General features: G+C 66.7%; 26 protein-coding genes. 20 read left to right on the forward strand and 6 right to left on the reverse strand.

All coding sequences use genetic code 11. From position 1 onward, the window contains the following. Positions 1–43: 43 nt before the first annotated feature. The gene (locus tag DTA15_RS31560; RefSeq protein ID WP_006484657.1) at positions 44–265 is read left to right on the forward strand and encodes a hypothetical protein; all 222 of its coding nucleotides are present in this window, start codon (positions 44–46) and stop codon (positions 263–265) included. A gap of 54 nt (positions 266–319) precedes the next feature. On the opposite strand, the gene DTA15_RS31565 is transcribed toward DTA15_RS31560, so the two are convergent. Together DTA15_RS31565 and DTA15_RS31570 are read right to left on the reverse strand one after the other, a co-directional pair. Next, positions 320–514 (reverse strand): DUF2905 domain-containing protein, encoded by a 195-nt coding sequence (locus DTA15_RS31565; RefSeq protein ID WP_006484654.1) that lies wholly within the window; start codon positions 512–514, stop codon positions 320–322. 13 nt (positions 515–527) lie between these two features. Then, a complete protein-coding gene (locus tag DTA15_RS31570) occupies positions 528–1,718 on the reverse strand; it encodes a class I SAM-dependent methyltransferase (protein WP_006484655.1) in 1,191 nt (396 codons plus the stop codon). A 13-nt stretch (positions 1,719–1,731) separates the two neighbouring features. Between DTA15_RS31570 and DTA15_RS31575 the strand changes: the two genes are divergently transcribed. The 9 genes from DTA15_RS31575 (at position 1,732) to DTA15_RS31615 (ending at position 8,721) form a co-directional block, all read left to right on the forward strand. After that, positions 1,732–2,331, forward strand: a complete 600-nt coding sequence (locus DTA15_RS31575) for a Rossmann fold domain-containing protein (RefSeq protein ID WP_041494513.1) — start codon at positions 1,732–1,734, stop codon at positions 2,329–2,331. Between the two features lie 75 nt (positions 2,332–2,406). Next, on the forward strand, positions 2,407–2,811 hold the full coding sequence (locus tag DTA15_RS31580; protein ID WP_006488695.1) for a dihydroneopterin aldolase: 405 nt from the start codon (positions 2,407–2,409) through the stop codon (positions 2,809–2,811). Next, positions 2,808–3,788, forward strand: a complete 981-nt coding sequence (gene ttcA / locus DTA15_RS31585; protein ID WP_034178390.1) for a tRNA 2-thiocytidine(32) synthetase TtcA — start codon at positions 2,808–2,810, stop codon at positions 3,786–3,788. Before DTA15_RS31580 ends, ttcA begins: the two co-directional genes overlap by 4 nt. Positions 3,789–3,923: 135 nt before the next feature. Continuing rightward, positions 3,924–5,285: a bifunctional UDP-N-acetylglucosamine diphosphorylase/glucosamine-1-phosphate N-acetyltransferase GlmU gene (gene glmU, locus DTA15_RS31590; RefSeq protein ID WP_006488694.1), complete on the forward strand. Its 1,362-nt coding sequence runs from the start codon at positions 3,924–3,926 to the stop codon at positions 5,283–5,285. A 50-nt stretch (positions 5,286–5,335) separates the two neighbouring features. Further along, on the forward strand, positions 5,336–7,153 hold the full coding sequence (gene glmS / locus DTA15_RS31595) for a glutamine--fructose-6-phosphate transaminase (isomerizing) (RefSeq protein WP_006488693.1): 1,818 nt from the start codon (positions 5,336–5,338) through the stop codon (positions 7,151–7,153). Positions 7,154–7,283: 130 nt separating this feature from the next. After that, positions 7,284–7,649 carry a type II toxin-antitoxin system RelE/ParE family toxin gene (locus tag DTA15_RS31600; protein WP_006488696.1) on the forward strand — a complete coding sequence of 122 codons (366 nt, stop codon included), beginning with the start codon at positions 7,284–7,286 and terminating at the stop codon, positions 7,647–7,649. Next, positions 7,642–7,962, forward strand: a complete 321-nt coding sequence (locus DTA15_RS31605; RefSeq protein ID WP_006477596.1) for a helix-turn-helix domain-containing protein — start codon at positions 7,642–7,644, stop codon at positions 7,960–7,962. Before DTA15_RS31600 ends, DTA15_RS31605 begins: the two co-directional genes overlap by 8 nt. Positions 7,963–8,032: 70 nt before the next feature. Continuing rightward, positions 8,033–8,503 carry a hypothetical protein gene (locus DTA15_RS31610; RefSeq protein ID WP_012492362.1) on the forward strand — a complete coding sequence of 157 codons (471 nt, stop codon included), beginning with the start codon at positions 8,033–8,035 and terminating at the stop codon, positions 8,501–8,503. Beyond that, a complete protein-coding gene (locus tag DTA15_RS31615) occupies positions 8,503–8,721 on the forward strand; it encodes a DUF6566 family protein (protein ID WP_006477594.1) in 219 nt (72 codons plus the stop codon). The genes DTA15_RS31610 and DTA15_RS31615 overlap by 1 nt, the downstream gene beginning before the upstream one ends. A 125-nt stretch (positions 8,722–8,846) precedes the next feature. Here the strand turns inward: DTA15_RS31615 and DTA15_RS31620 are convergent, their stop codons facing one another. Together DTA15_RS31620 and DTA15_RS31625 are read right to left on the reverse strand one after the other, a co-directional pair. Continuing rightward, on the reverse strand, positions 8,847–9,683 hold the full coding sequence (locus DTA15_RS31620) for an FTR1 family iron permease (RefSeq protein WP_006488051.1): 837 nt from the start codon (positions 9,681–9,683) through the stop codon (positions 8,847–8,849). Positions 9,684–9,695: 12 nt separating this feature from the next. Beyond that, a complete protein-coding gene (locus DTA15_RS31625) occupies positions 9,696–10,028 on the reverse strand; it encodes a cupredoxin domain-containing protein (protein WP_006488047.1) in 333 nt (110 codons plus the stop codon). 330 nt (positions 10,029–10,358) lie between these two features. Here DTA15_RS31625 and DTA15_RS31635 point away from each other — a divergent pair, with 330 nt between their 5' ends. Then, a complete protein-coding gene (locus DTA15_RS31635) occupies positions 10,359–10,559 on the forward strand; it encodes a heavy-metal-associated domain-containing protein (protein ID WP_006477591.1) in 201 nt (66 codons plus the stop codon). A gap of 58 nt (positions 10,560–10,617) precedes the next feature. Here the strand turns inward: DTA15_RS31635 and DTA15_RS31640 are convergent, their stop codons facing one another. Together DTA15_RS31640 and DTA15_RS31645 are read right to left on the reverse strand one after the other, a co-directional pair. Continuing rightward, positions 10,618–12,108: an aldehyde dehydrogenase gene (locus tag DTA15_RS31640; protein ID WP_006488053.1), complete on the reverse strand. Its 1,491-nt coding sequence runs from the start codon at positions 12,106–12,108 to the stop codon at positions 10,618–10,620. Positions 12,109–12,196: 88 nt separating this feature from the next. Then, positions 12,197–12,748 (reverse strand): cupin domain-containing protein, encoded by a 552-nt coding sequence (locus DTA15_RS31645; RefSeq protein ID WP_034178391.1) that lies wholly within the window; start codon positions 12,746–12,748, stop codon positions 12,197–12,199. Between the two features lie 455 nt (positions 12,749–13,203). On the opposite strand from DTA15_RS31645, the gene DTA15_RS39265 reads away from it, so the two are divergent. The 9 genes from DTA15_RS39265 (at position 13,204) to DTA15_RS31690 (ending at position 23,358) form a co-directional block, all read left to right on the forward strand. Next, entirely contained in the window at positions 13,204–13,386 is a 183-nt protein-coding gene (locus DTA15_RS39265; protein ID WP_006488040.1) for a hypothetical protein, read from the forward strand. A gap of 283 nt (positions 13,387–13,669) precedes the next feature. Continuing rightward, a complete protein-coding gene (locus DTA15_RS31655) occupies positions 13,670–14,455 on the forward strand; it encodes a gamma-glutamyl-gamma-aminobutyrate hydrolase family protein (RefSeq protein WP_012492361.1) in 786 nt (261 codons plus the stop codon). Positions 14,456–14,483: 28 nt separating this feature from the next. Beyond that, positions 14,484–15,821, forward strand: a complete 1,338-nt coding sequence (locus tag DTA15_RS31660; protein WP_006485614.1) for a glutamine synthetase family protein — start codon at positions 14,484–14,486, stop codon at positions 15,819–15,821. 34 nt (positions 15,822–15,855) lie between these two features. Beyond that, positions 15,856–17,298 carry an aspartate aminotransferase family protein gene (locus tag DTA15_RS31665; protein ID WP_012492360.1) on the forward strand — a complete coding sequence of 481 codons (1,443 nt, stop codon included), beginning with the start codon at positions 15,856–15,858 and terminating at the stop codon, positions 17,296–17,298. A gap of 63 nt (positions 17,299–17,361) precedes the next feature. After that, positions 17,362–18,477: a polyamine ABC transporter substrate-binding protein gene (locus DTA15_RS31670; RefSeq protein ID WP_006485616.1), complete on the forward strand. Its 1,116-nt coding sequence runs from the start codon at positions 17,362–17,364 to the stop codon at positions 18,475–18,477. Between the two features lie 188 nt (positions 18,478–18,665). Next, positions 18,666–19,820 carry an ABC transporter ATP-binding protein gene (locus tag DTA15_RS31675; protein ID WP_006485613.1) on the forward strand — a complete coding sequence of 385 codons (1,155 nt, stop codon included), beginning with the start codon at positions 18,666–18,668 and terminating at the stop codon, positions 19,818–19,820. A 10-nt stretch (positions 19,821–19,830) separates the two neighbouring features. Next, complete coding sequence (locus DTA15_RS31680) at positions 19,831–20,817, forward strand: ABC transporter permease subunit (RefSeq protein WP_006485610.1); 987 nt, start codon at positions 19,831–19,833, stop codon at positions 20,815–20,817. Next, on the forward strand, positions 20,814–21,653 hold the full coding sequence (locus DTA15_RS31685) for an ABC transporter permease subunit (protein ID WP_006485612.1): 840 nt from the start codon (positions 20,814–20,816) through the stop codon (positions 21,651–21,653). The genes DTA15_RS31680 and DTA15_RS31685 overlap by 4 nt, the downstream gene beginning before the upstream one ends. A gap of 115 nt (positions 21,654–21,768) precedes the next feature. Continuing rightward, positions 21,769–23,358 (forward strand): DUF3138 family protein, encoded by a 1,590-nt coding sequence (locus tag DTA15_RS31690; RefSeq protein ID WP_006495490.1) that lies wholly within the window; start codon positions 21,769–21,771, stop codon positions 23,356–23,358. Positions 23,359–23,417 lie beyond the last annotated feature (59 nt).

The raw sequence follows: 23,417 nt of genomic DNA on the forward strand, positions 1-23,417 counted from the left end.
GCCGCAGTGCTACGATGAAGCGTCCTATTGCGGGAGAGGCACGATGGACACGAACACGTTCACCAAAGGCATCTATACGGCCAAGGCGCATACGCACCGCGCGGACAACGGCGAGTTTCAGGGCTACGTGATCCTCGCGCGGGACGACGGCGACGAGACGGAGAACATGCGCTACGACGTTCACACGACGAGTTCGAGCGAGGAAGAAGCGTTCGAGGAAGCGAAGGCGCTCGCGCACCGGATTCTCGGCGAAATCGAACTGTAAGGCGCGAGCCGTCATGCGCGCGCCGCGGCCCGGCCGCGACGCGCCGCCTGCAGCTCAGAGCAGCCGCGCCACCATCGATACCAGCATCGTCAGCACCAGCGTCGACATGAACGGGAACGGGTAGCGCCGCCCGCCGAGCGTCAGCGTGACGTCGCCCGGCATCCGGCCGATGCCGAGCTTGCCGAGCCACGGCCAGCAGCGCGTCAGGATCATCACCGCGACAAACGACGCCATCAGCCAGCGCAACATGAGGGATGCCTCGTCAGAGCGCGTGCGAGCGGTCGCCGCGCGCGAACGCGTCGAGCGTGCCGTCGATCCCGCGCGAAAACGCGATCACCTTGAACAACTCGCCCATCTCGGCTTCCGAGATCAGTTTCTGCACCGCGTTCGCGGCCGGCAGGAAGGCGTGGATGTCGGACGGATCGATCGCGGCCAGCGCGTCGGTGATGCCCGCGTTCAACAGGAAGCGCGCCTGCGACGTATAGCCGAGCAGCTCGGCGCCGGTGGCGATCGCGGCCTCGTAGATGCCGGTGAATTCGACGTGCGCGGTGATGTCCTGCAGGCCCGGGTACGCGAACGGGTCGTCGTGCGCGTGATGGCGGTAGTGGCACATCAGCGTGCCGCGGTCGCGCTGCGGGTGGTAGTACTCGTGCGCGGGGAAACCGTAGTCGACCAGCAGCACCGCGCCGCGGCCGAGCATCGTGCAGACGGTGCGCGTGAACGCGAGCGCCGCCTCGTGCGTTTCGGTCACGTAGCCGTCGCCGACGTCGAGCGCCGCGAGCACCGCCGGCAGGCCGGCCGCGCCGACCGGCCGGTCGTCGAACACGAACGCGTGCCGCGCGTCGAGCGCGACGCCGCGCTCGCGCCATGCGCCATCCGCCTTCGCGAACAGCCGCACCGGCATCGCATCGAGCACCTCGTTGCCGACCACGACGCCGTCGAACCGCTCGGGCAGCGCGTCGAGCCAGCGCACCTTGGCGGCCAGCGCCGGCACCGCGGCTTCGATCGTGTCGCGCTGCCGTTCGCGCAGCTCGCCGGACAGGTCGACGATCAGGTATTCGTCGAGCTCGACGCCCGGCGCGTCGAGCGCCGCGAGCAGCCCGGCCGCGAGCTTGCCCGTGCCGGCGCCGAATTCCATCACGCGGCGCGTGCCGCTCGCCGCGAGCGCCTCGGCCACCGGTTGCGCGAGCGTCTGCGCGAACAGCGGCGACAGTTCCGGTGCGGTGACGAAGTCGCTGCCGTCGTCGGCGCGGCGCCCGAACTTGCGCGCGCCGCCGCTGTAGTAACCGAGGCCCGGCGCATACAGCGCGCGCTCCATGAAACGGTCGAACGGCAGCCAGCCGCCGGCCGCCGCGATCTCGTCGCGCAGTTGCGCGGCAAGGGTTTCGGACTGCGCGAGCGCGTCAGGGCCGGGAGCAGGTAAACTAGCGGGTTCGTGAGCTTTCGGGTTCATCCCGGCATTGTAAATGACCGTTTCAGCCGATACGTCGACCCCACGCGTGGTGCTCGTCACGGGCGCCCTGAGCAGCGCGGCCGTGCTCGACGCCGATCTGGCCCTGGAGGCCAATGCCGCGGCCCTCGTCGCCGCGTGCGGCGAAGCGCTCGGCCGGCCCGCATGCGCGGTGTTCGTCAGCGCCAGCGCAGGCGCCGACGACGCGCACACGGTGGACGGCGCGTCGCTCGCCGCCGCGCTCGCGCGCAACGTGACCGCGCCGCTCGCGCTGGCCCGCGCACTCGCCGATGCGACGCCCGACGCCGCGCGCGAGCACGAAGCGCTGCGCGCGTGCGCGATCCACGTACTGGATCAGGCGCTGTTCCACCCCGCACCGGCGCAGCTGTCGCACGCGCTGATGCAGGCCGCGTTGAACCGCGCGACGTCGGCGCTCGCGCTGGCGCTCGCACCGAAGGTGCGGGTCGCGGCGCTCGTGCGCGGCCACGCGCCGCACGCGGACGACATCGCGGCGGCCGCGTGCTATCTCGCGAGCGCGCCCGGCGTCACGGGCGCGACGCTGACCGTCGACGGCGGCGAGCACCTGGTGCCGCCGGCCGCCGGCCCGAATGAATGAACCGCGCGGGCGCGGCCTGACCGCCGCCGCCCGCGCCGCTTTGCGTGCGCGCACGCCAATTTGACTGGGACGACCATGTTTTCCGCTCTCCTGCACCCCCGCCTCGCGGATTGCCGCAGGCTCTACCTGCGCGACTACGAGGTGCACATCAACATCGGGGCCTTCGAACACGAGAAGCGCGGCGAGCAGCGCGTCGTCATCAACGTCGACCTGTTCGTGCCGCTCGCGCTGTCCACCCCGGTCGACGACCGGCTGCACGAAGTCGTCGACTACGATCTGATGAAGCAGAGCGTCGCGCAATGCGTGGCGCGCGGCCACATCCACCTGCAGGAGACGCTGTGCGATTCGATCGCCGCGCACCTGCTGGCGCACGATGCCGTGCGCGCGGTACGCGTCCGTACCGAGAAACCGGACGCCTATCCGGACTGCGACGCCGTCGGCGTCGAAGTCTTTCGCATCAAGGACGAGGAGCGCGCATGAACGCCCCCCACATGAACGACACGGCGGCCGACGCCACGACCGCCGAAACCGGCCGCCCCGCGCTGACGCGCCGCGAGCAGAAGGAAGCGTACGAGAACAACAAGCTGTTCAAGCGGATCGTGCGCCAGGTCGGCCAGGCGATCGGCGACTACAACATGATCGAGCAGGGCGACAAGGTGATGGTGTGCCTGTCGGGCGGCAAGGACAGCTACGCGATGCTCGACGTGCTGCTGCGCCTGCGCGAACGCGCGCCGATCGACTTCGACATCGTCGCGGTGAACCTCGACCAGAAGCAGCCGGGCTTCCCCGAGCACGTGCTGCCCGAATACCTGAAGCAGGTCGGCGTGCCGTTCCACATCGAGAACCAGGACACCTACAGCATCGTCAAGCGGCTCGTCCCCGAAGGCAAGACGACCTGCTCGCTGTGCTCGCGGCTGCGCCGCGGGATCCTGTACCGCGTGGCCGGCGAGCTCGGCGCGACCAAGATCGCGCTCGGCCATCACCGCGACGACATCGTGCAGACGCTGCTGCTGAACATGTTCTACGGCGGCAAGCTGAAGGGAATGCCGCCGAAGCTGCAGTCGGACGACGGCAAGAACATCGTGATCCGCCCGCTCGCGTACGTGAAGGAAACCGATCTCGAGAAATACGCGGAGCTGCGCGAATTCCCGATCATCCCGTGCAACCTGTGCGGCAGCCAGCCGAACCTGAAGCGCGCGGAAATGAAGGCGCTGATCCGCGACTGGGACAAGCGCTTCCCGGGCCGCGTCGACAACATGTTCAACGCGCTCGCGAAGGTCGTGCCGTCGCACCTGATGGACACGACGCTGTACCCGTTCCAGTCGCTGCGCGCGACGGGCGAAGCCGATCCGCAGGGCGACATCGCGTTCGACGAGGAACCGTGCGCATCGGGCGACGACACCGCGACGCCGGGCGCGTCCAAACCGATCTCGATCGTCCAGTTCGACGACCTGTAAGCAGGGCCGGAACACCCGCCGGAACCGGGCGCCGGCCGCCCTTTCCGGCGTCGCGCGCCCGCCGCGGCAGGCCCGGAACGGCGGGAGCCGCATGCTAAAATGGACGGCTTCGAACTCCTCTGACAAGCTGGCGCCATGAATATCGTGATTTTGGCGGCAGGCACCGGCAAGCGCATGCGTTCCGCGCTGCCGAAAGTGCTTCACCCCCTGGCCGGCAGGCCGCTCCTCTCCCACGTCATCGACACCGCGCGCACGCTGCAGCCGTCCCGGCTCGTCGTCGTCGTCGGCCACGGCGCCGAGCAGGTCCAGGCCGCGGTCGCCGCGCCCGACGTCCAGTTCGCGGTGCAGGCCGAGCAGCTCGGCACCGGCCATGCGGTCCGCCAGGCGCTGCCGCTGCTCGATCCCGCGCAACCGACGCTCGTGCTGTACGGCGACGTGCCGCTCACGCGCGCGTCGACGCTGCAGCGTCTCGTCGATGCCGCACGCGAGGGCCGCTACGGGATCCTGACCGTCACGCTCGACGACCCGACCGGCTACGGCCGCATCGTGCGCGACGCGTCCGGCTTCGTCACGCGCATCGTCGAGCAGAAGGATGCGTCGCCGGAAGAGCTGAAGATCGCCGAGATCAACACCGGCATCATCGTCACGCCGACGGCGCAGCTGTCGATGTGGCTCGGCGCGCTGAAGAACGAAAACGCGCAGGGCGAGTACTACCTGACCGACGTCGTCGAACTCGCGATCGAGGCCGGCTTCGAGGTCGTCACGTCGCAGCCCGACGAGGAATGGGAAACGCTCGGCGTGAACAGCAAGGCGCAACTCGCGGAGCTCGAACGCATTCACCAGCGCAACGTGGCGGACGCGCTGCTCGTCGACGGCGTCACGCTCGCCGATCCGGCGCGCATCGACGTGCGCGGCACGCTGCGCTGCGGGCGCGACGTGTCGATCGACGTGAACTGCGTGTTCGAAGGCAACGTGACGCTCGCCGACAACGTGACGATCGGCGCGAACTGCGTGATCCGCAATGCGTCGGTCGGCGCCGGCACGCGCATCGACGCGTTCACGCACATCGACGGCGCCGCGCTCGGCGCGAACACCGTGATCGGCCCGTACGCGCGGCTGCGCCCCGGCGCGCAGCTCGCGGACGAAGCGCACGTCGGCAACTTCGTCGAGGTGAAGAACGCGGTGATCGGCCACGGTTCGAAGGCGAACCACCTCACGTACATCGGCGACGCCGACATCGGCGCGCGCGTGAACATCGGCGCGGGCACGATCACCTGCAACTACGACGGCGCGAACAAGTTCCGCACCGTGATCGAGGACGACGTGTTCGTCGGCTCCGACACGCAGCTCGTCGCGCCCGTGCGGGTCGGCCGCGGCGTGACGATCGCCGCCGGCACGACGATCTGGAAGGACGTCGCCGAAGGCGTCCTCGCGTTGAACGAGAAGACGCAGACCGCGAAGAGCGGCTATGTCCGGCCGGTCAAGAAGAAAAGTTAACCTCATGCGGGTGCCGGACGGCATCCGCTTCCACATAGAAGGTAGATTTCATGTGCGGCATTGTCGGCGCAGTTGCGCAACGTAATATCGTTCCGGTGCTGATCGAAGGTCTGCGGCGCCTCGAATACCGCGGCTACGACTCGTGCGGCGTCGCCGTGCTCGAGCCGGGCGCCCCGAAGCGCGCGCGCAGCGTCGCCCGCGTCGCCGATCTCGATACACAGGTGCAGGAATCGCACCTCGAAGGCACGACGGGTGTCGCGCACACGCGCTGGGCCACGCACGGCGCGCCCGTCACGCACAACGCGCACCCGATCTTCTCGTCGAACGCGCTCGCGCTCGTGCACAACGGCATCATCGAGAACTTCGAGCCGCTGCGCGAAACGCTGCGCGCGAAGGGCTACGAATTCGTGTCGCAGACCGACACCGAAGTGATCGCGCATCTCGTGCACAGCCTGTATCGCGGCAACCTGTTCGACGCGGTGCGCGAAGCCGTGCAGCAACTGCACGGTGCCTACGCGATCGCCGTGATCCACAAGGACCAGCCGCACACCGTCGTCGGCGCGCGCCAGGGCTCGCCGCTCGTCGTCGGTCACGGCGACGGCGAGAACTTCCTCGCATCCGATGCGCTCGCGCTCGCCGGCAGCACCGACCGCTTCACGTTCCTCGAGGAAGGCGACGTGTGCGAGCTGTCGCTCGACGGCGTGACGATCGTCGACCGTCACGGCGCCACCGTGCAGCGCGAAATCCGCGTCGTCAGCGCGTACGGCGGCGCGGTCGAGCTTGGACCCTATCGCCACTTCATGCAGAAGGAAATCTTCGAGCAGCCGCGCGCGATCGGCGACACCGTGCCGCAGACGGACGCCTTCGACGCGACGCTGTTCGGCGATGCGGCCCCCGCCGCGTTCGCGGAGATCGACAGCCTGCTGATCCTCGCGTGCGGCACGAGCTACTACTCGGGCCTCACCGCGAAATACTGGCTCGAATCGATCGCGAAGATCCCGACCCAGGTCGAGATCGCCAGCGAATACCGCTACCGCGAGTCGGTGCCGAACCCGCGCCAGCTCGTGCTCGTGATCTCGCAGTCGGGCGAGACGGCCGATACGCTCGCGGCGCTCAAGCATGCGCAGTCGCTCGGCCACACGCATACGCTCGCGGTGTGCAACGTCGCGACGAGCGCGATGGTGCGCCTGACCGAAATGCAGTTCCTCACGCACGCGGGCACCGAGATCGGCGTCGCGTCGACGAAGGCGTTCACGACGCAGCTCGTCGCGCTGTTCGTGCTGGCCGCGACGCTCGGCAAGCTGCGCGGGCACGTCGACGCCGCGCAGGAAGCGCAATTCCTGAAGGAGCTGCGCCACCTGCCGGCCGCGCTGAACAGCGTGCTCGTGCTCGAGCCGCAGATCATCGCGTGGTCGGAGGAATTCGCACGCAAGGAAAACGCGCTGTTCCTCGGCCGCGGGCTGCACTACCCGATCGCGCTCGAAGGCGCGCTGAAGCTGAAGGAAATCTCGTACATCCACGCCGAGGCCTATCCGGCCGGTGAACTGAAGCATGGGCCGCTCGCGCTCGTCACGGAAGCGATGCCGGTCGTCACGGTTGCGCCGAACGACACGCTGCTCGAGAAGCTGAAGTCGAACATGCAGGAAGTGCGCGCGCGCGGCGGCGAGCTGTACGTGTTCGCCGATGCCGATACGCAGATCGTCAACGACGACGGCCTGCACGTGATCCGGATGCCGGAGCACTACGGCCAACTGTCGCCGATCCTGCACGTCGTGCCGCTGCAACTGCTCGCGTATCACACCGCGTGTGCACGCGGCACCGACGTCGACAAGCCGCGCAACCTCGCGAAATCGGTGACGGTGGAGTAAGGCCGGACGTCGGGATGGCCCCTCGCCGGGCCGTCCCGACCGTATGCGGATGCGAGGTCGGCCATTCGGCCAGGTCGAAATATGTACCACGTAGTGGTATATAATCCTGTGCTAACTCGACCGGCTCGACATGTCTGCCTCCGTACGACGCGTCTTCAAGACGAAGTGGTTTCACACGGCAGCCGGGAAAGCGGGAATCGCCGATGACGAGCTCTGCCGCGCGGTGCGGGATCTGGCCCGCGGCCAGGGCGTCGATCTCGGCGGCAACGTGTGGAAGAAGCGCCTCGGCGGCAATCGGCAGCGCGGGATCGTGCTGGGCAAGGTCGGGCACACGTGGGTGTTCGTGTTCCTGTTCGCGAAATGCGACCGCGAGAACATCGACGCACGCGAACTGCGCGCCTTCAGAAAGCTCGCCGCGGATGTCGGCCGACACACCGACAGCGACATCGCGACGCTGGTTACCCTGAAAGAGTGGGTGGAGATGTGCAATGGCTAAGAGTCGATTCAAGAGCGACGCAACGGAGGCGATCCACAGCGCCGCGTCCGGCCTTTATCGTGCGCAACTGATCGACAAGAAGACGATGCGGGAATACGACGATCTCTGCATCGAAGCCGCCCCGCAGTTCGATCCGGAAGCGATCGCCCGCATTCGCAAGTCCGTCAACGTCAGCCAGAGCGTGTTCGCGCTCTACCTGAACACGACGACCTCGACGATCCGCCAATGGGAACAGGGCGACAAGCGGCCGAGCGGCATCGCCGCGCGCATGCTCCAGATCGTCGAGAAACACGGACTCGAGGTGTTCTCCTGAGCCGGCTTCCCCGAGTGCAGAGGCACGGCCCCGGCCGGACGCGCGCCGCAACGAATATGACGGAGAGACAATGGTAAGACTGTTTGGATGCGGATTGCTGGCGCTGACGTTCGCGTCGACGGGCTGGGCCGCCGAGCACTATGTCGAGGTCTGGAACCCGCCCGAGGCGCGGCAGCCTGCTGCCCGTACGCCGGATGCCCGTATGCCGGCCGCCCACACAAGCGCCGACGCACGCACCGGCAAGAGCGCGGAGAAGCACGCGAGCGCCGCCACGCCGAAAGCCGCGGCGAAACCGCACAAGCGCCGCGTCGCGCAGGCCGTGAAGGCCGGCCCGCACCGCCCGGCCGCCGCCGCGCCCGACACGCCGGCCGCGCCGCGCCCGGTTGCGCAGCCGGCACCCGGGCGTCTCACGGTGATGCAACCCGCCGCACCGGATGCGACGCACGCGCCCACCTTCTCCAACATCCCGCGTCAATACACGCCGGACGGCAACGTGCTGCAGGTCGGCACGCACGGCCGCGCGGCGGAGGTGACTCGATAATGGAAGCGCAGACCTACCACGGCTACCAGATCTGGGGCCACGCGATCCTGCAGCAGGACGAGATCATGCAGCCCGAGCGCTTCGCGGCAAGCGGCACGATCACGCAGAACAATCGGCTCGTCGAGGCGTCGGGCGTGCTCGGCGTGTTCGACACCGAAGACGACGCGCGCGATGCCGGGCTCGAATGGGCGCGCGCGTGGATCGACAACCACAGCTGACGCACGCAACGCGCGCATCCGGGGCCGCCGTCAGCAAGGCCGCGCAGGTGCATCGCGCACCGCACATGAACAAGGGGCGTCCATGACGCCCCTTGTTTCATTCGAACCGGGAAACCCGGAAACACTCACGCCGCGGCGCGCGGCGGCCTCACCGTCTCCTGCGGCCGGCCGACGAACCGTGCCAGCACGAGGATCGCCACCAGCGTCGCGACGTACGCGGCGATCTGGATCCCCGCCGGGCGCGCGGTATAGCCGATCAGCGTATGCAGCGCCTTGCCGACGATGCTCGTTTCCTTGAGCAGCCACGACGTGTCCCAGACCGCATCGCCCCACGACGGCACGAGCCCGGCCGCCAGCAGGAAGCCGACGCACTGGCTCGCCATGCCCGCGGCGAGCAGCACGATCAGCCCGTTGGTGACGGAGAACAGGCGCTTCAACGGAATCTGCAGCAGGCCTGCGTACATCGCATAGCCGAGCCCCGCACCGCCGAGCACGCCGAGCAGCCCGCCGGCGATCATCTGCGGCGTCTGGCCCGGATCGCCCGCGGCGATCCCGTACAGGAACAGCACGGCCTCGGAGCCCTCGCGCAGCACCGCGACGCCGACCACGATCGCGAGCCCCGTCAGCGGCCGGCTGCCGGCCGCGACCGCGCGGCCGACCTCGCCCATGTGCAGCGCCATTTCGCGACCGTGCCGGCTCATCCAGATGCAGTGCCACGCGAGCATCAGCGTCGCGACGAACATCACGCCCGCGTTGAAGACTTCCTGGCCCATGCCGGACGCCCATTGCGAGATCACGTCGGCGAACGCCGCGATCAGGCCGGCGCCGACCACGCCGCCGACCAGCCCGCCGCCCACCCACCAGCCGCGCCGCGGCACGCCCTTCGTGGCAGCCATCACGATCGAGACCACCAGCGCGGCCTCGAGCACTTCACGAAAGACGATCAGGGCAGTAGACAGCATGTCGGTATCGGCTTACTTGACGGTCAGGTGCGTCTTCGACTGCGCTTCGTGATACTCGTCGTGGAACTCGTAGGTCCCGGCCTTCAGCGGCCCGACCAGGATCTCGACCGACTTGCCGGCCGGCACGACCTTCTCCGCCTTGAAGTCGTCGCTCTCGAATTCCGCCGGCGTCGCGTCGAGGTTCTTCACGACGAATTTCACTTTCTTGCCGGCGGGGATCGTCACGCCATCGGGCGAAAACTTGTGGTCCTTCAGCGTCAGGTTGACGACGTCGTCGGCCGCGAAGGCGGACGTGGCCGAGGCGCCCAGCAGGGCCAGTGCGAAACCGATAGCGAAACGGGTCATGTGCGTAATGAACGGAAATATCGAAGGGAATCGATACTAAGATCGATTCGCATTTTCACCTCGGAGTACCCTTACTCCGAACATGGAGATCGTACGCGATCGACGTGACACGCCCGTTGCCGCGCAAGGCTCCGCCAGATTTCGTCGACAATGGATGGCCGTCAATCGGGAAAAATTCGGACTGACGCGCGCACACGAATCGCGATTCGTCAGACTTCAGCATTACAAATGGCTGATGCCGTACACCTCGTTGCGTGCGGCGCTTGACCTTCCCACCATGGCAAGCTTCATGCTGCACGTATTCGTCAACCATCCATCCGGGAGAACACGATGGAATTCGAAGTCCAGGACATGACCTGCGGCGGCTGCGCCAACGCAATCACGCGCGCGGTGACGGCCGCCGACCCCGCCGCGAAGCTCGACATCGACGTCGCGGCGAAGATCGTCAAGGTCGACTCGGCGCAAGGCGCCGAGCGCGTGCAGTCGATCATCGAAGCCGCCGGCTTCCATCCCGCGCTGCGGACCGCGTAACGCGCACCGAAGGCTGGGCGCGTCGCCGGACGGCGACACGCCCGCGCCCGGCCGCGCGTCAGCGCAGCCGGATCAGCGTCGACTTCAGTTCGGTGTACTTCTCGAGCGCATGCAGCGACTTGTCGCGACCGTTGCCCGACTGCTTGTAGCCGCCGAACGGGAAGTTCATGTCGCCGCCCTCGTCATAGCAGTTCACCCACACGGTGCCCGCCCGCAGCCGGCGCGACACGTCGTGCGCGGTCGTCAGGTTCGACGTCCACACGGCCGCGGCCAGCCCGTATTCGGTGTCGTTCGCGATCCGCACGGCCTCGTCGACGTCGTCGAACACGATCACCGACAGCACGGGCCCGAAGATTTCCTCGCGCGCGATCTTCGCGTCGGGCTTCACCTCGAACACCGTCGGCTCGACATAGAAGCCGCCCGTTTCCGCGTTCACGCGCGCACCGCCCGTGACGAGCCTGCCCTCGCCGCGCCCCGCTTCGATATAGCCGAGCACGCGTTCGAGCTGGATGCCGTCGACGATCGCGCCCATCGACACCGACGGATCGAGCGGATTGCCGGGCACGTATGCGCGGGCGGCCGCGACGAGCTTCTCGATGAACGCGTCCTTGATGTCGCGATGCACGAGCAGCCGCGAGCCGGCCGTGCACATCTCGCCCATGTTGTAGAAGATCGCGCCGGCCGCCGTCTGCGCCGCGCGGTCGAGATCGGGACAGTCGGGCAGCACGATGTTCGGTGACTTGCCGCCGAGCTCGAGCCACGCGCGCTTCAGGTTCGACTGCGCCGCATACTGCATGATCAGCTTGCCGACCGCCGTCGAGCCCGTGAACGCGATGCAGTCGACGTCGCGATGCAACGCGAGCAGCTTGCCCGGTTCGCCCGCACCCGGCACGACGTTGAATACGCCGGCCGGGATGCCGGCTTCGAACGCGAGCTGCGCGACGCGGATCGCGGTCAGCGGCGACTTCTCCGACGGTTTCAGCACGACGCTGTTGCCGGCCGCGAGCGCGGGGCCGAATTTCCATGCGGCCATCAGGATCGGGAAGTTCCACGGCACGACGGCGGCCACCACGCCGACCGGCTCGCGCGTGACGAGGCCGACGAGATGATGATCGGCCGGCGCGACCTCGCCGCCGACCTTGTCGATCGCCTCGGCGAACCATTCGACGCAGTACGCGGCGCCCGGCACGTCGACCGTCGTCGTGTCGCCGATCGGCTTGCCCGCGTCGAGCGTCTCGAGCAGCGATAGTTCGTCGAGATGCTCGCGCATCAGCGCGGCCCAGCGCAGCAGCACGGCCTTGCGCGCGCGCGGGTTCAGGCCGGCCCATACGCCTGCGTCGAATGCGCGGCGGGCTGCCGCGACGGCCGCGTTCACGTCCGCTTCGCCGCAATCGGCGACCTTCGCCAGCACGCGGCCGTCGATCGGGCTCACGCAGTCGAACGTCCTGCCGCCATGTGCGTCGCGCGACGCGCCATCGATGAATGCGCGCCCTTCGATCTCGAGCGACGCCGCCTTGTGTTGCCAGTCAGCCAAAGTCAACTTGTTCATCAGGATGCCTCAATGTTGTGGCATTCGCGATGCGGCGCGCCGCGCGCGAGGCATGCGGCCGGCCTGCAGCGAATGCGGTGACGCGCGGTCAGAAGGTCGCCGGCGAATTGGCCGACACGACCTCGCAGATCAGTTCCGCGCTGGGATTGCGAAAACGATGCGGCAAACGGCTTTCGAAGTAGTAGCCGTCTCCGGGGTCGAGCAGCCACGTCGCGCCGTCGACGGTCAACTCGAGCCGGCCCGACACGACGACGCCGCCCTCGTGTCCCGCGTGCACCAGCATCTCGGGCCCCGTGTCGGCCAGCGGCTGGTAGGTCTCGCGCAGGATGCACATGTTGCGATCCTTCACGTTCGCGCCGACGAGCTGAAACGCGAGCGACTCGTTGCCGAGGTTCGGCATCTCGTCGCGGCGCGACACGACCGCGCGCGATTCGACGAGCTCGAACGTGAAGAACTCCGCGAGACTCATCGGGATGCATTCGAGCAGTTTCTTCAGCGAGCCGACCGACGGGCTCACGCGGCCCTGTTCGATCAGCGAGATCGTGCCGTTGGTGACGCCGGCGCGTTTCGCGAGTTCGCGCTGCGACAGGCCATGCTTGTTGCGCACGAAACGCAGGCGCTCGGCGACTTCGGTGGACATCGATTCGGTTTCGGACACGATAAGTGCGATGACAAAGTGAAACGACGCATGGGACAGCCGTTGAATATTCTAATCACTTTATGCCGCACATCAGCGGGGAAAACCCTGAAAGCCGTTCGAAATAATGAACGGCATGCCGATTATTCCTTTTGCGAATCTTTTGTTCGCACTGCTCGGGAAAGCCCTGATGCAGGACCATTAAAAAACATTTGACGCCGTTATTGGCTCGTATATGCTGGCTCTCAGGTCGGCGTCATCAGGCTTTCATAGGCATCGAAAAGCGTTATCGCAACGCAACAATTGATGCCCGTCAATGTAAATGATGCAGGACCGGCGCCTCGATTATTTTAAACGCCCCGTGCGTCGAAACGATCAGGTGTTCAATACTTTCAACAAACCAGTCGAGTGTAATCGTGAGAGTCCGTGGCCCTCTGGTGAGGTGGGATCGAGGCGATGTGCGAAGTTTGCGCAGCGCCGTTCCCGCTTCCGACGGCAGTTGCGGCTGGCATAGTCCTCGCCTGCTTCACCTGTCGATCTACACCATCCTGTCCCGTCGTTCCGTTCGGCGTCACAACGCCGTTTCCGCACGCGCATTCGTCGCCGTCGATACCGACGAAGTGGCGTCGCTGCTGCCGTAGCGCCTCTCCTTTCTTCACGTCGTTCGTTTCATGTGCCGATTCGCCAACCGTATCTTCCGTGCGGTGACGGAACGCGTTCGCGCATACGTTGCCGCGTCGCGTATCGCGAGGAAACGAACGACGGCCTGATCGTCGCGCGCAGCGCGGATCGCCACGCCATCCCGTTGCGCCCATTCACCAGCGGCCGTGCGCCTCGCGCCCGGCTGCGGGGTCGTGTCGCGCCTGCGTTTTGCCGCATCCGGCTCGATGCACGTCACGTCCCTACGGATTACTGATTGACGTCATGGAAAGGAAACCTCTCGTCGGCATCACCGCCGACCTCACCCAGATCGGCGCCCACGCGTCGCATACGGTCGGCGACAAATACGTCGCCGCGATCGTCGACGGCGCGCAGGCGCTCGCGATGGTGCTGCCCGCCCTCGGCGAGCGCCAGTCGACCGCCGACGTGCTCGACGCGGTCGACGGGCTGCTGTTTACCGGCAGCTACTCGAACGTCGAGCCGCATCTGTATGGCGGCGAACCGAGCGCACCGGGCACGAAGCACGACCCGGCGCGCGACGCGACGACGCTGCCGCTGCTGCGCGCGGCCATCGTCGCGGGCGTGCCCGTGCTCGCCGTGTGCCGCGGCTTCCAGGAGCTGAACGTCGTGTGCGGCGGCACGCTGCATCAGCGCGTGCACGACGTGCCCGGCTTCGCCGATCACCGCGAGGACGACGACGCGCCGATGGATACGCAATACGGCCCCGCGCACGTCGTGCGCCTGACGCCCGGCGGCCAGCTGCATGCGCTCGCCGGCGGCCGCGACGAAGTGCAGGTGAACTCGCTGCACAAGCAGGGCGTCGCGCAGCTCGGCTCCGGCCTCGCGGTCGAGGCCGTCGCGCCGGATGGCCTGATCGAGGCCGTGAGCGTCGTCGACGCACCGGCGTTCGCGCTCGCCGTGCAGTGGCATCCGGAATGGCGACATGCGCAGGACCCGCTGTCGAGCGCGATCTTCCGCGCGTTCGGCGACGCGTGCCGCGCGCGCCGCGCCGCCCGCACGCGCGCCACGGCCGCCGCCGCGCTCGCCTGAGCGCGCCCACCAGACAACGAGAACAGACATGCAAGACATCGAAGACTTTCTGAAGCAGCATCGGATCACCGAGATCGAAGCGATCATTCCCGACATGGCCGGCATCGCGCGCGGCAAGATCACGCCGCGCAACAAGTTCACGTCCGGCGAATCGATGCGCCTGCCGCAAGCCGTGATGGTGCAGACCGTCACCGGCGAATATCCGGAAGACGGCTCGCTGACCGGCGTGACCGACCCCGACATGGTATGCGTGCCCGACACGTCGACGATCCGCCTGATTCCGTGGGCGGTCGACCCGACCGCGCAGGTGATCCACGACTGCGTGCACTTCGACGGCTCGCCGGTCGAGATCTCGCCGCGCTACGTGCTGCGCCGCGTGCTCGACCTGTACAAGGCGAAGGGCTGGAAGCCGGTCGTCGCGCCGGAACTCGAGTTCTACCTGGTCGACATGAACAAGGACCCCGACCTGCCGCTGCGTCCGCCGGTCGGCCGCACGGGCCGCCCCGAAACGGGCCGCCAGTCGTATTCGATCGAGGCCGTCAACGAGTTCGATCCGCTGTTCGAGGACATCTACGAGTACTGCGAATCGCAGAACCTCGACATCGACACGCTGATCCACGAAGTCGGCGCCGCGCAGATGGAGATCAACTTCATGCACGGCGACGCGCTGTCGCTGGCCGACCAGGTGTTCCTGTTCAAGCGCACGGTGCGCGAGGCCGCGCTGCGCCACAACATGTACGCGACGTTCATGGCCAAGCCGATGGAAGACGAACCGGGCTCGGCGATGCACGTGCACCAGAGCATCGTCGACGAGGAAACGGGCCAGAACCTGTTCACGTCGCAGGAAACCGGCGGCGCGACGTCGATGTTCTACAACTATCTCGCGGGGCTGCAGAAGTACACGCCGGCGCTGATGCCGATCTTCGCGCCGTACATCAACTCGTACCGCCGCCTGTCGCGCTTCATGGCCGCGCCGATCAACGTGCAGTGGGGCTACGACAACCGCACGGTGGGGTTCCGCATTCCGCATTCGGGTCCGGCCGCGCGCCGCATCGAAAACCGCATCCCCGGTGTCGACTGCAACCCGTACCTCGCGCTCGCCGCGACGCTCGCGGCCGGCTATCTCGGCATGACGCAGCGCCTGGAGCCGACCGAGCCGCTGGTGAGCGACGGCTACAGCCTGCCGTACCAGTTGCCGCGCAACCTCGAGGAAGGGCTGACGCTGATGGCCGCGTGCGAGCCGCTCGGCGAGATCCTCGGGCACAAGTTCCTGAAGGCGTATTTCGCGCTGAAGGAAACCGAATACGAAGCGTTCTTCCGCGTGATCAGCTCGTGGGAACGCCGCCATCTGCTGCTGCACGTGTAAGCGTGCCAACCGCATACGGAATCACGGAGGAAACATGACTTACCGCAACGAATCTGCCTGGATCCAGCCGGCCGCACCGACCGCCACGGCCGCCGCGCCGCGCGCGACGCAGGCACGCTCGACCGCCGAATACCGCGCGCTCGACGCCGCGCACCACATCCATCCGTTCTCGGACATGGGCGCGCTCAATCGTGCCGGCAGCCGCGTGATCGTGAAGGCCGACGGCGTCTACCTGTGGGACTCGGACGGCAACAAGGTGATCGACGGGATGGCCGGCCTGTGGTGCGTGAACGTCGGTTACGGGCGCAAGGAACTCGCCGACGCCGCGTATCGCCAGATCCAGGAACTGCCGTTCTACAACACGTTCTTCAAGACCACGCACCCGCCGGTGATCGAGCTTTCCGCGATGCTCGCGGAAGTGACGCCGGCCGGCTTCAACCACTTCTTCTATTGCAACAGCGGCTCGGAAGGCAACGACACCGTGCTGCGTCTCGTGCATCAGTACTGGCGCGTGCAGGGCAAGCCGCAGAAGAAATACGTGATCTCGCGCAAGAACGGCTATCACGGCTCGACGATCGCGGGCGGCACGCTCGGCGGGATGGGCTACATGCACGAGCAGATGCCGTCGAAGGTCGAGCACATCGTGCACATCGACCAGCCGTACTTCTTCGGCGAAGCGCAAGCCGGCGAAACGCTCGAAGCATTCGGCCTCGCGCGCGCGCAGCAGCTCGAAGCGAAGATTCTCGAACTCGGCGCGGAGAACGTCGCGGCGTTCATCGGCGAGCCGTTCCAGGGCGCGGGCGGCGTGATCTTCCCGCCGTCGACGTACTGGCCGGAAATCCAGCGGATCTGCCGCAAGTACGACATCCTGCTGGTCGCCGACGAAGTGATCGGCGGCTTCGGGCGCACCGGCGAATGGTTCGCGCACCAGCACTTCGGCTTCGAGCCGGACCTGATCACGATGGCCAAGGGCCTCACGTCGGGTTACGTGCCGATGGGCGCGGTCGGCATTCACGAGCGCGTCGCGCGCCCGATCATCGACAACGGCGAATTCAATCACGGCCTCACGTATTCGGGTCACCCGGTGGCAGCCGCCGTCGCGATCGCGAACCTGAAGCTGCTGCGCGACGAGGGCATCGTCGAGCGCGTGAAGACCGATACCGGCCCGTACTTCCAGGCGCTGATGCGCGAAACCTTCGCGCGTCATCCGATCGTCGGCGAAGTGCATGGCCACGGGATGGTCGCGAGCCTGCAACTGGCCGAAGCGCCGGCCGCACGCCTCCGCTTCGCGAACGGCGGCGACGTCGGCACGATCTGCCGCGACTTCTGCTTCAACGGCAACCTGATCATGCGCGCGACCGGCGACCGGATGCTGCTGTCGCCGCCGCTCGTGATCTCGCGCCAGGAAATCGATGAACTCGTGTCGAAGGCGAAGAAGGCCGTCGATGCCACCGCCCAGCAACTGGGTATTTCGTAACGGTTTTTGCCTACAGGCGTGCGGCGGGCGCCGCACGCCGCCATCATCCAGGGGAATTCCACCATGCGTGCCTGCATTCTTCGCCAAGCCTGTTCCGTCGCCGCCCTCGCCGCCGCGGCCGCGCTCACGTCGGTCGCCAGCCCGTCGGCGCATGCCGACGAACTGAACGTCTACAACTGGTCCGACTACATCGCGCCGGACACGATCCCGAACTTCCAGAAACAGACGGGTATCCACGTCAAGTACGACAACTACGACAGCGACGACACGCTGCAGGCGAAGCTGCTGGCCGGCAGCTCGGGCTACGATATCGTCGTGCCGACGTCGAACTACATGGCCAAGCAGATCCAGGCCGGCGTGTACCAGAAGCTCGACAAGTCGAAGATTCCGAACCTCGCGAACCTCGACCCGCTGCTGATGAAGATGATCGCCGACGCCGATCCGGGCAACCAGTACGGCGTGCCGTGGGCCTACGGCACGGACGGCATCGGCTACAACGTGCAGGCGGTGAAGAAGGCGCTCGGCGACAAGGCGCCGGTCGACAGCTGGGCGCTGGTGTTCGACCCGGCCAACATGGAGAAGCTCAAGGGCTGCGGCGTGTCGTTCCTCGACCAGGCCGTCGACGTGTTCGCCGCCACGCTGCAATACATGGGCAAGGACCCGAACAGCAAGAACCCCGGCGACTACCAGGCTGCCTTCGAAGTCCTGAAGAAAGTCCGCCCGTACATCACCCAGTTCAACTCGTCCGGCTACATCAACGATCTCGCGAACAACGACGTGTGCGTCGCGCTCGGCTGGTCGGGCGACATCGGCATCGCGCACCGCCGCTCGTCGGAAGCGAAGCGCTCGTACGACATCAAGTTCGCGAACCCGAAGGAAGGCGGCCTGCTGTGGTTCGACGTGATGGTGATCCCGAAGGATGCGCCGCACCCGGAAGCCGCGATGAAGTGGATCAACTACGTGTCCGATCCGAAGGTCAACGCGGCGATCACCAACACGGTGTTCTACCCGACCGCGAACAAGGCCGCGCACCCGTTCGTCACGCCGGCCGTCGCGCAGGACCCGACCGTCTACCCGCCCGAGGACGTGCTGAAGAAGATGGTGCTGATGAAGCCGATGCCGGCCGACATCCTGCGCCTCGAGAACCGTCTGTGGGCCCAGTTGAAGACGGGCCACTGACCGCCATGCATCGCGGCGGCGCAGGCATCGCGGTACGCCTGACCGCCTGAGATCCGCGGACGTCCGTCCGCTCGCGCGCCCCGCGCGCGCTGTTCCATCCGGCACGAGCCGTCGTCCGCGAGTCGCGTTGCGCGCCTCGCGCGGGGACGCTCACGCCTGCAATCCGTGAAGAACGAATGGTGACTCCCATGCAATCGATACCCTCTTCCGCTGCTGCACGACAGACCCAACCGGCCACGGCGCCCCGCACGCAAAACGACGCGTTCGTGCGCATCGAAAACGTCGTGAAGAAATTCGGCGACAGCACGGCCGTCGACAACGTGAACCTGACGATCGCGAAGAATGAGCTGTTCGCGCTGCTCGGCAGCTCGGGCTGCGGCAAGTCCACGCTGCTGCGCATGCTCGCTGGGCTGGAAACGGCGACCTCCGGCAAGATCTTCGTCGACGGCGAGGACCTCGCGTCGCTGCCGCCGTACCGCCGCCCGGTCAACATGATGTTCCAGTCGTATGCGCTGTTTCCGCACATGACGGTCGAATCGAACGTCGCATTCGGCCTGAAGCAGGAAGGCACGCCGAAGCACGAGATCAAGGAGCGCGTGGCCGACGCGCTCGCGCTCGTGCAGATGAGCAAGTACGCGAAGCGCAAGCCGCATCAGCTGTCCGGCGGCCAGCAGCAGCGCGTCGCGCTCGCCCGCTCGCTGGTGAAGCGCCCGAAGCTGCTGCTGCTCGACGAGCCGATGTCCGCGCTCGACAAGAAGATCCGCCAGAAGACCCAGCTCGAACTGGTCAACATCATCGAGAAGGTCGACGTGACCTGCGTGATGGTCACGCACGACCAGGAAGAAGCGATGACGATGGCGAGCCGCCTCGCGGTGATGAGCGAAGGCAAGATCGTGCAGATCGGCTCGCCCGGCGAAGTCTACGAATACCCGAACAGCCGCTTCTCGGCCGAATTCATCGGCTCGACCAACCTGTTCGAGGGGCGCGTCGTCGAGGACGAGCCCGATCACATCTTCGTCGAAAGCGACGATCTCGAAACGCGCATGTACGTGAGCCACGGCGTGACCGGCCCGCTCGGGATGCCGGTCGGCATCTCGGTGCGCCCGGAGCGCGTGCACGTGTCGCGCGAGAAGCCGGGCTCGAAGCACAACTGGGCGCGCGGCGTCGTCACCGACATCGCGTACATGGGCAGCTATTCGCTGTACCACGTGCGTTTGCCGAGCGGCAAGACGGTGGTGTCGAACCTGTCGAGCTCGCACCTGATGAACGACGGCGCGCCCGCGTGGAACGACGACGTGTTCGTGTCGTGGTCGCCGGCCAGCGGCGTCGTGCTGACGCAGTGAGGACGCCACGATGAGAACCTCCGCTTCCACGCCTTCCGCGCCGGTGCCGACCGGCGCTACCGCTGTCACCCAGGCTCATCAACGCCGCAGCCGCTTCTCCGTGCTGTCGCGCTTCCTGCCGTCGGGCCGCAACGTCGCGATCGGCGTGCCGTTCCTGTGGCTCGCCGTGTTCTTCGCGCTGCCGTTCGTGCTGGTGCTGAAGATCAGCTTCGCCGACCAGGTGATGGGCATCCCGCCGTACACGTCGCTCGTCGAGATCAAGGACGGCGTCGTGCACTTCGCGCTGCAGCTGTCGCACTACGCGTTCCTGCTGCAGGACGACCTGTACATCGCGACCTACCTCAGCTCGCTGAAGATGGCCGCCGTGTCGACGGTGCTGTGCCTGCTGATCGGTTACCCGATGGCGTACTACATCGCGCGCTCGGAGCCGAACCGTCGCAACGTGCTGATGATGGCCGTGATGCTGCCGTTCTGGACGTCGTTCCTGATTCGCGTGTACGCATGGATCGGCATCCTGAAGGACGACGGCCTGCTGAACCACACGCTGATCGCGCTCGGCATCATCCACACGCCGCTGCGGCTCTATCACAGCGACGCGGGCGTCTACATCGGGATGGTCTATTCGTACCTGCCGTTCATGGTGATGCCGCTGTACGCGCACCTCGTGAAGATGGACCTGACGCTGCTCGAAGCCGCGTACGACCTCGGCGCGAAACCGTGGGTCGCGTTCACGCGCATCACGCTGCCGCTGTCGAAGAACGGGATCATCGCCGGCAGCCTGCTCGTGTTCATCCCGGCGGTGGGCGAGTACGTGATTCCGGAGCTGCTCGGCGGCGCCGACACGCTGATGATCGGCCGCGTGATGTGGGATGAATTCTTCAACAACATGGACTGGCCGATGGCGTCCGCGGTGACGGTCGCGATGGTGATGCTGCTGCTCGTGCCGATGGCGCTGTTCCAGTACTACCAGGTCAAGGAACTGGGAGACGCGAAATGATCAAGCCGAGCAAACCGCTGTCGACGGGCGTTCTCGCCTTCGGCTTCCTGTTCCTCTACATCCCGATCATCAGCCTGATCGTGTACTCGTTCAACGAATCGAAGCTCGTGACGGTGTGGTCGGGCTTCTCGCTGAAGTGGTACGCGGCGCTGCTCGACGACGACGAGCTTCTGACCGCCGCGTGGCTGTCGCTGAAGATCGGCCTGCTGACGGCCACCGCGTCGGTCGTGATCGGCACGTGGGCCGGCTTCGTGCTCGCGCGCTTCGGCCGCTTCAAGGGCTTCACGCTGTACACCGGGATGATCAACGCACCGCTGGTGATTCCGGAGGTGATCCAGGGGATTTCGCTGCTGTTGCTGTTCGTCGCGCTCGAGCAGATGTTCGGCTGGCCGAAGGGGCGCGGGATGGTGACGATCTGGATCGGCCACGTGATGTTGTGCGTGTCGTACGTGGCGATCATCGTGCAGTCGCGCGTGAAGGAGATGAACAAGTCGCTCGAGGAGGCCGCGCTCGACCTGGGCGCGACGCCGCTGAAGGTGTTCTTCGTGGTGACGCTGCCGCTGATCTCGCAGGCGCTGCTGTCGGGTTGGCTGCTGTCGTTCACGCTGTCGATCGACGATCTGGTGCTGTCGGCGTTCCTGTCCGGGCCGGGGTCGACGACGCTGCCGCTGGTGGTGTTCTCGCGCGTGCGCCTGGGGCTGAACCCGGAGATGAACGCGCTGGCGACGTTGTTCATCACGGCCGTGACGATCGGCGTGATCGTCGTGAACCGGATGATGATCGCGCGCGAACGACGCCGGATGGCCGACCTGAAGGCCGCGTTCGCGGTGGCCTGACGGCCGGCCTCCTGCTTCGACGATAACAAGCACTGCAGACAAGCAAGACGCGCTGCCCCAGGGGGGCGCGCGATTCGATCCCGATTTGACAGGCGCACGACTAGGAGAATCCGCAATGAAGAAGAAACTGATCTGCCTGCTGGTGGCCGGCGCGTTGCCGGGCATCGCGCTGGCCGGTTCGACATCCGCCGAAATCAAGGCGCTGCAGGCGCAGGTCGCCGCGCTGCAGAAACAGATGAAGGCCATGCAGGCGCAGCTCGCCGCGAAGCCGGGCGGCGCAGGGGGGGGCGCGACGTCCGGCGCGAGCGGCGGCATGGCCGGCGGCGGCAACGCCGTCGCGGTCGCCGCCGACCCGGGCTCGCCGGATTACGGCAAGGCACGCGCGACGCTGACCAACGACGAGGTCAGCGAGATGAAGCAGCAGATCGCGAACCAGCAGCTGAAGGTCGATTCGCTGACCGACGCGGCCAACACCGGCCCGCTCGCCGGCCTGTCGGTCACCGGCTACATCGATCCGACCTACATCTACAACCGCGCGGCCGGCACGTCGTCGTTCCTGTTCGCGAACCACGAGAACGCGTACAACTACTTCAACAGCACGTTCGGCGATCTCTACCTCGACATCAAGAAGACTTTCGGCGTCGGCCCGATGGCACCATCGGCCGAGATCACGTTGATGCCGAACCGCGGCAACGGCATCACGCTGCTGCAGAACTCGCGCGGCTCGATCACCGACAACCTGCTGAACACGGCGGTGATCAACGTGCCGATCACCGCGGAAACGACGCTGGTCGCCGGCCTGATCCCGAGCTTCGGCGGCTACGAAGTGCAGCAGTCGAACCAGATGCTCACGCTCACGCACAACCTGCTGTACGATTTCTCCGATCCGGGCAGCTACGTCGGTGTCGGCGCGAACTACACGAAGGGCGCCTGGGCGTGGAAGTTCTTCCTCGGCAACGAGCAGTACCGCACCTACGGTTCGGTCACGCAGACGGGCACCAATGCGCTCGGCGACCCGATCACCACCAGCAACAAGGTGCCGACCTTCACCGCGCGCGCGGACTACACGTGGTCGAGCGCGCTCGATCTCGGCGGCTCGTTCAACATCGGCCGCCAGACGCTGTCGAGCGCGATCGACGCGGACGGTGTCGTCCACTACGGCCCGGGCGGCGCGGCGCCGAGCGGCTACGGTTCGTTCTTCTTCGGCGAACTCGACGCGACCTACACGCTCGCCGACGTGCAGTACAACGCCGAAGTCGACTACGGCCGGCAGCAGCATGCGGCGTTCAACGGCGGGCTCGCGCAGTGGTACGGGCTGTCGCTGCTCGCGCACCGCAAGTTCAACGCGCCGGTGGTCGGCCGCATGGGCGTGACGCTGCGCTACGACCTGCTCGCGAACTCGAAGAACGGTGGCGGCGGCGGCGGCATCGCGCTGAACGGCAACGGGATGGACCCGAGCAACGGTTTCGGCGTCGACGCGGACTGCCTCGCGCAGTCGAAGGCCGGCGGCGGCCTGGGCTTCGAGTGCAAGGGCGCGGTGCGCCAGGACGTCGCGCTCGACCTGCTGTTCTATCCGACCCAGCAGATCACCGTGAAGGTCGAATACCGGCACGACTGGGCGAACAACAAGGTGTTCCTGCGCAACGACGGGTCGTACGGCAAGTCCAACGACCTGCTCGCGACGCAGTTCATCTATTCGTTCTGATGCAGCACGCGCGGGGCGACGTGCCGCACGCACGGCGTCCCGCGCCGTTTTCCGGGTGG

Source organism: Burkholderia cenocepacia, assembly GCF_900446215.1.
Taxonomy (GTDB): Bacteria; Pseudomonadota; Gammaproteobacteria; order Burkholderiales; family Burkholderiaceae; genus Burkholderia; species Burkholderia cenocepacia.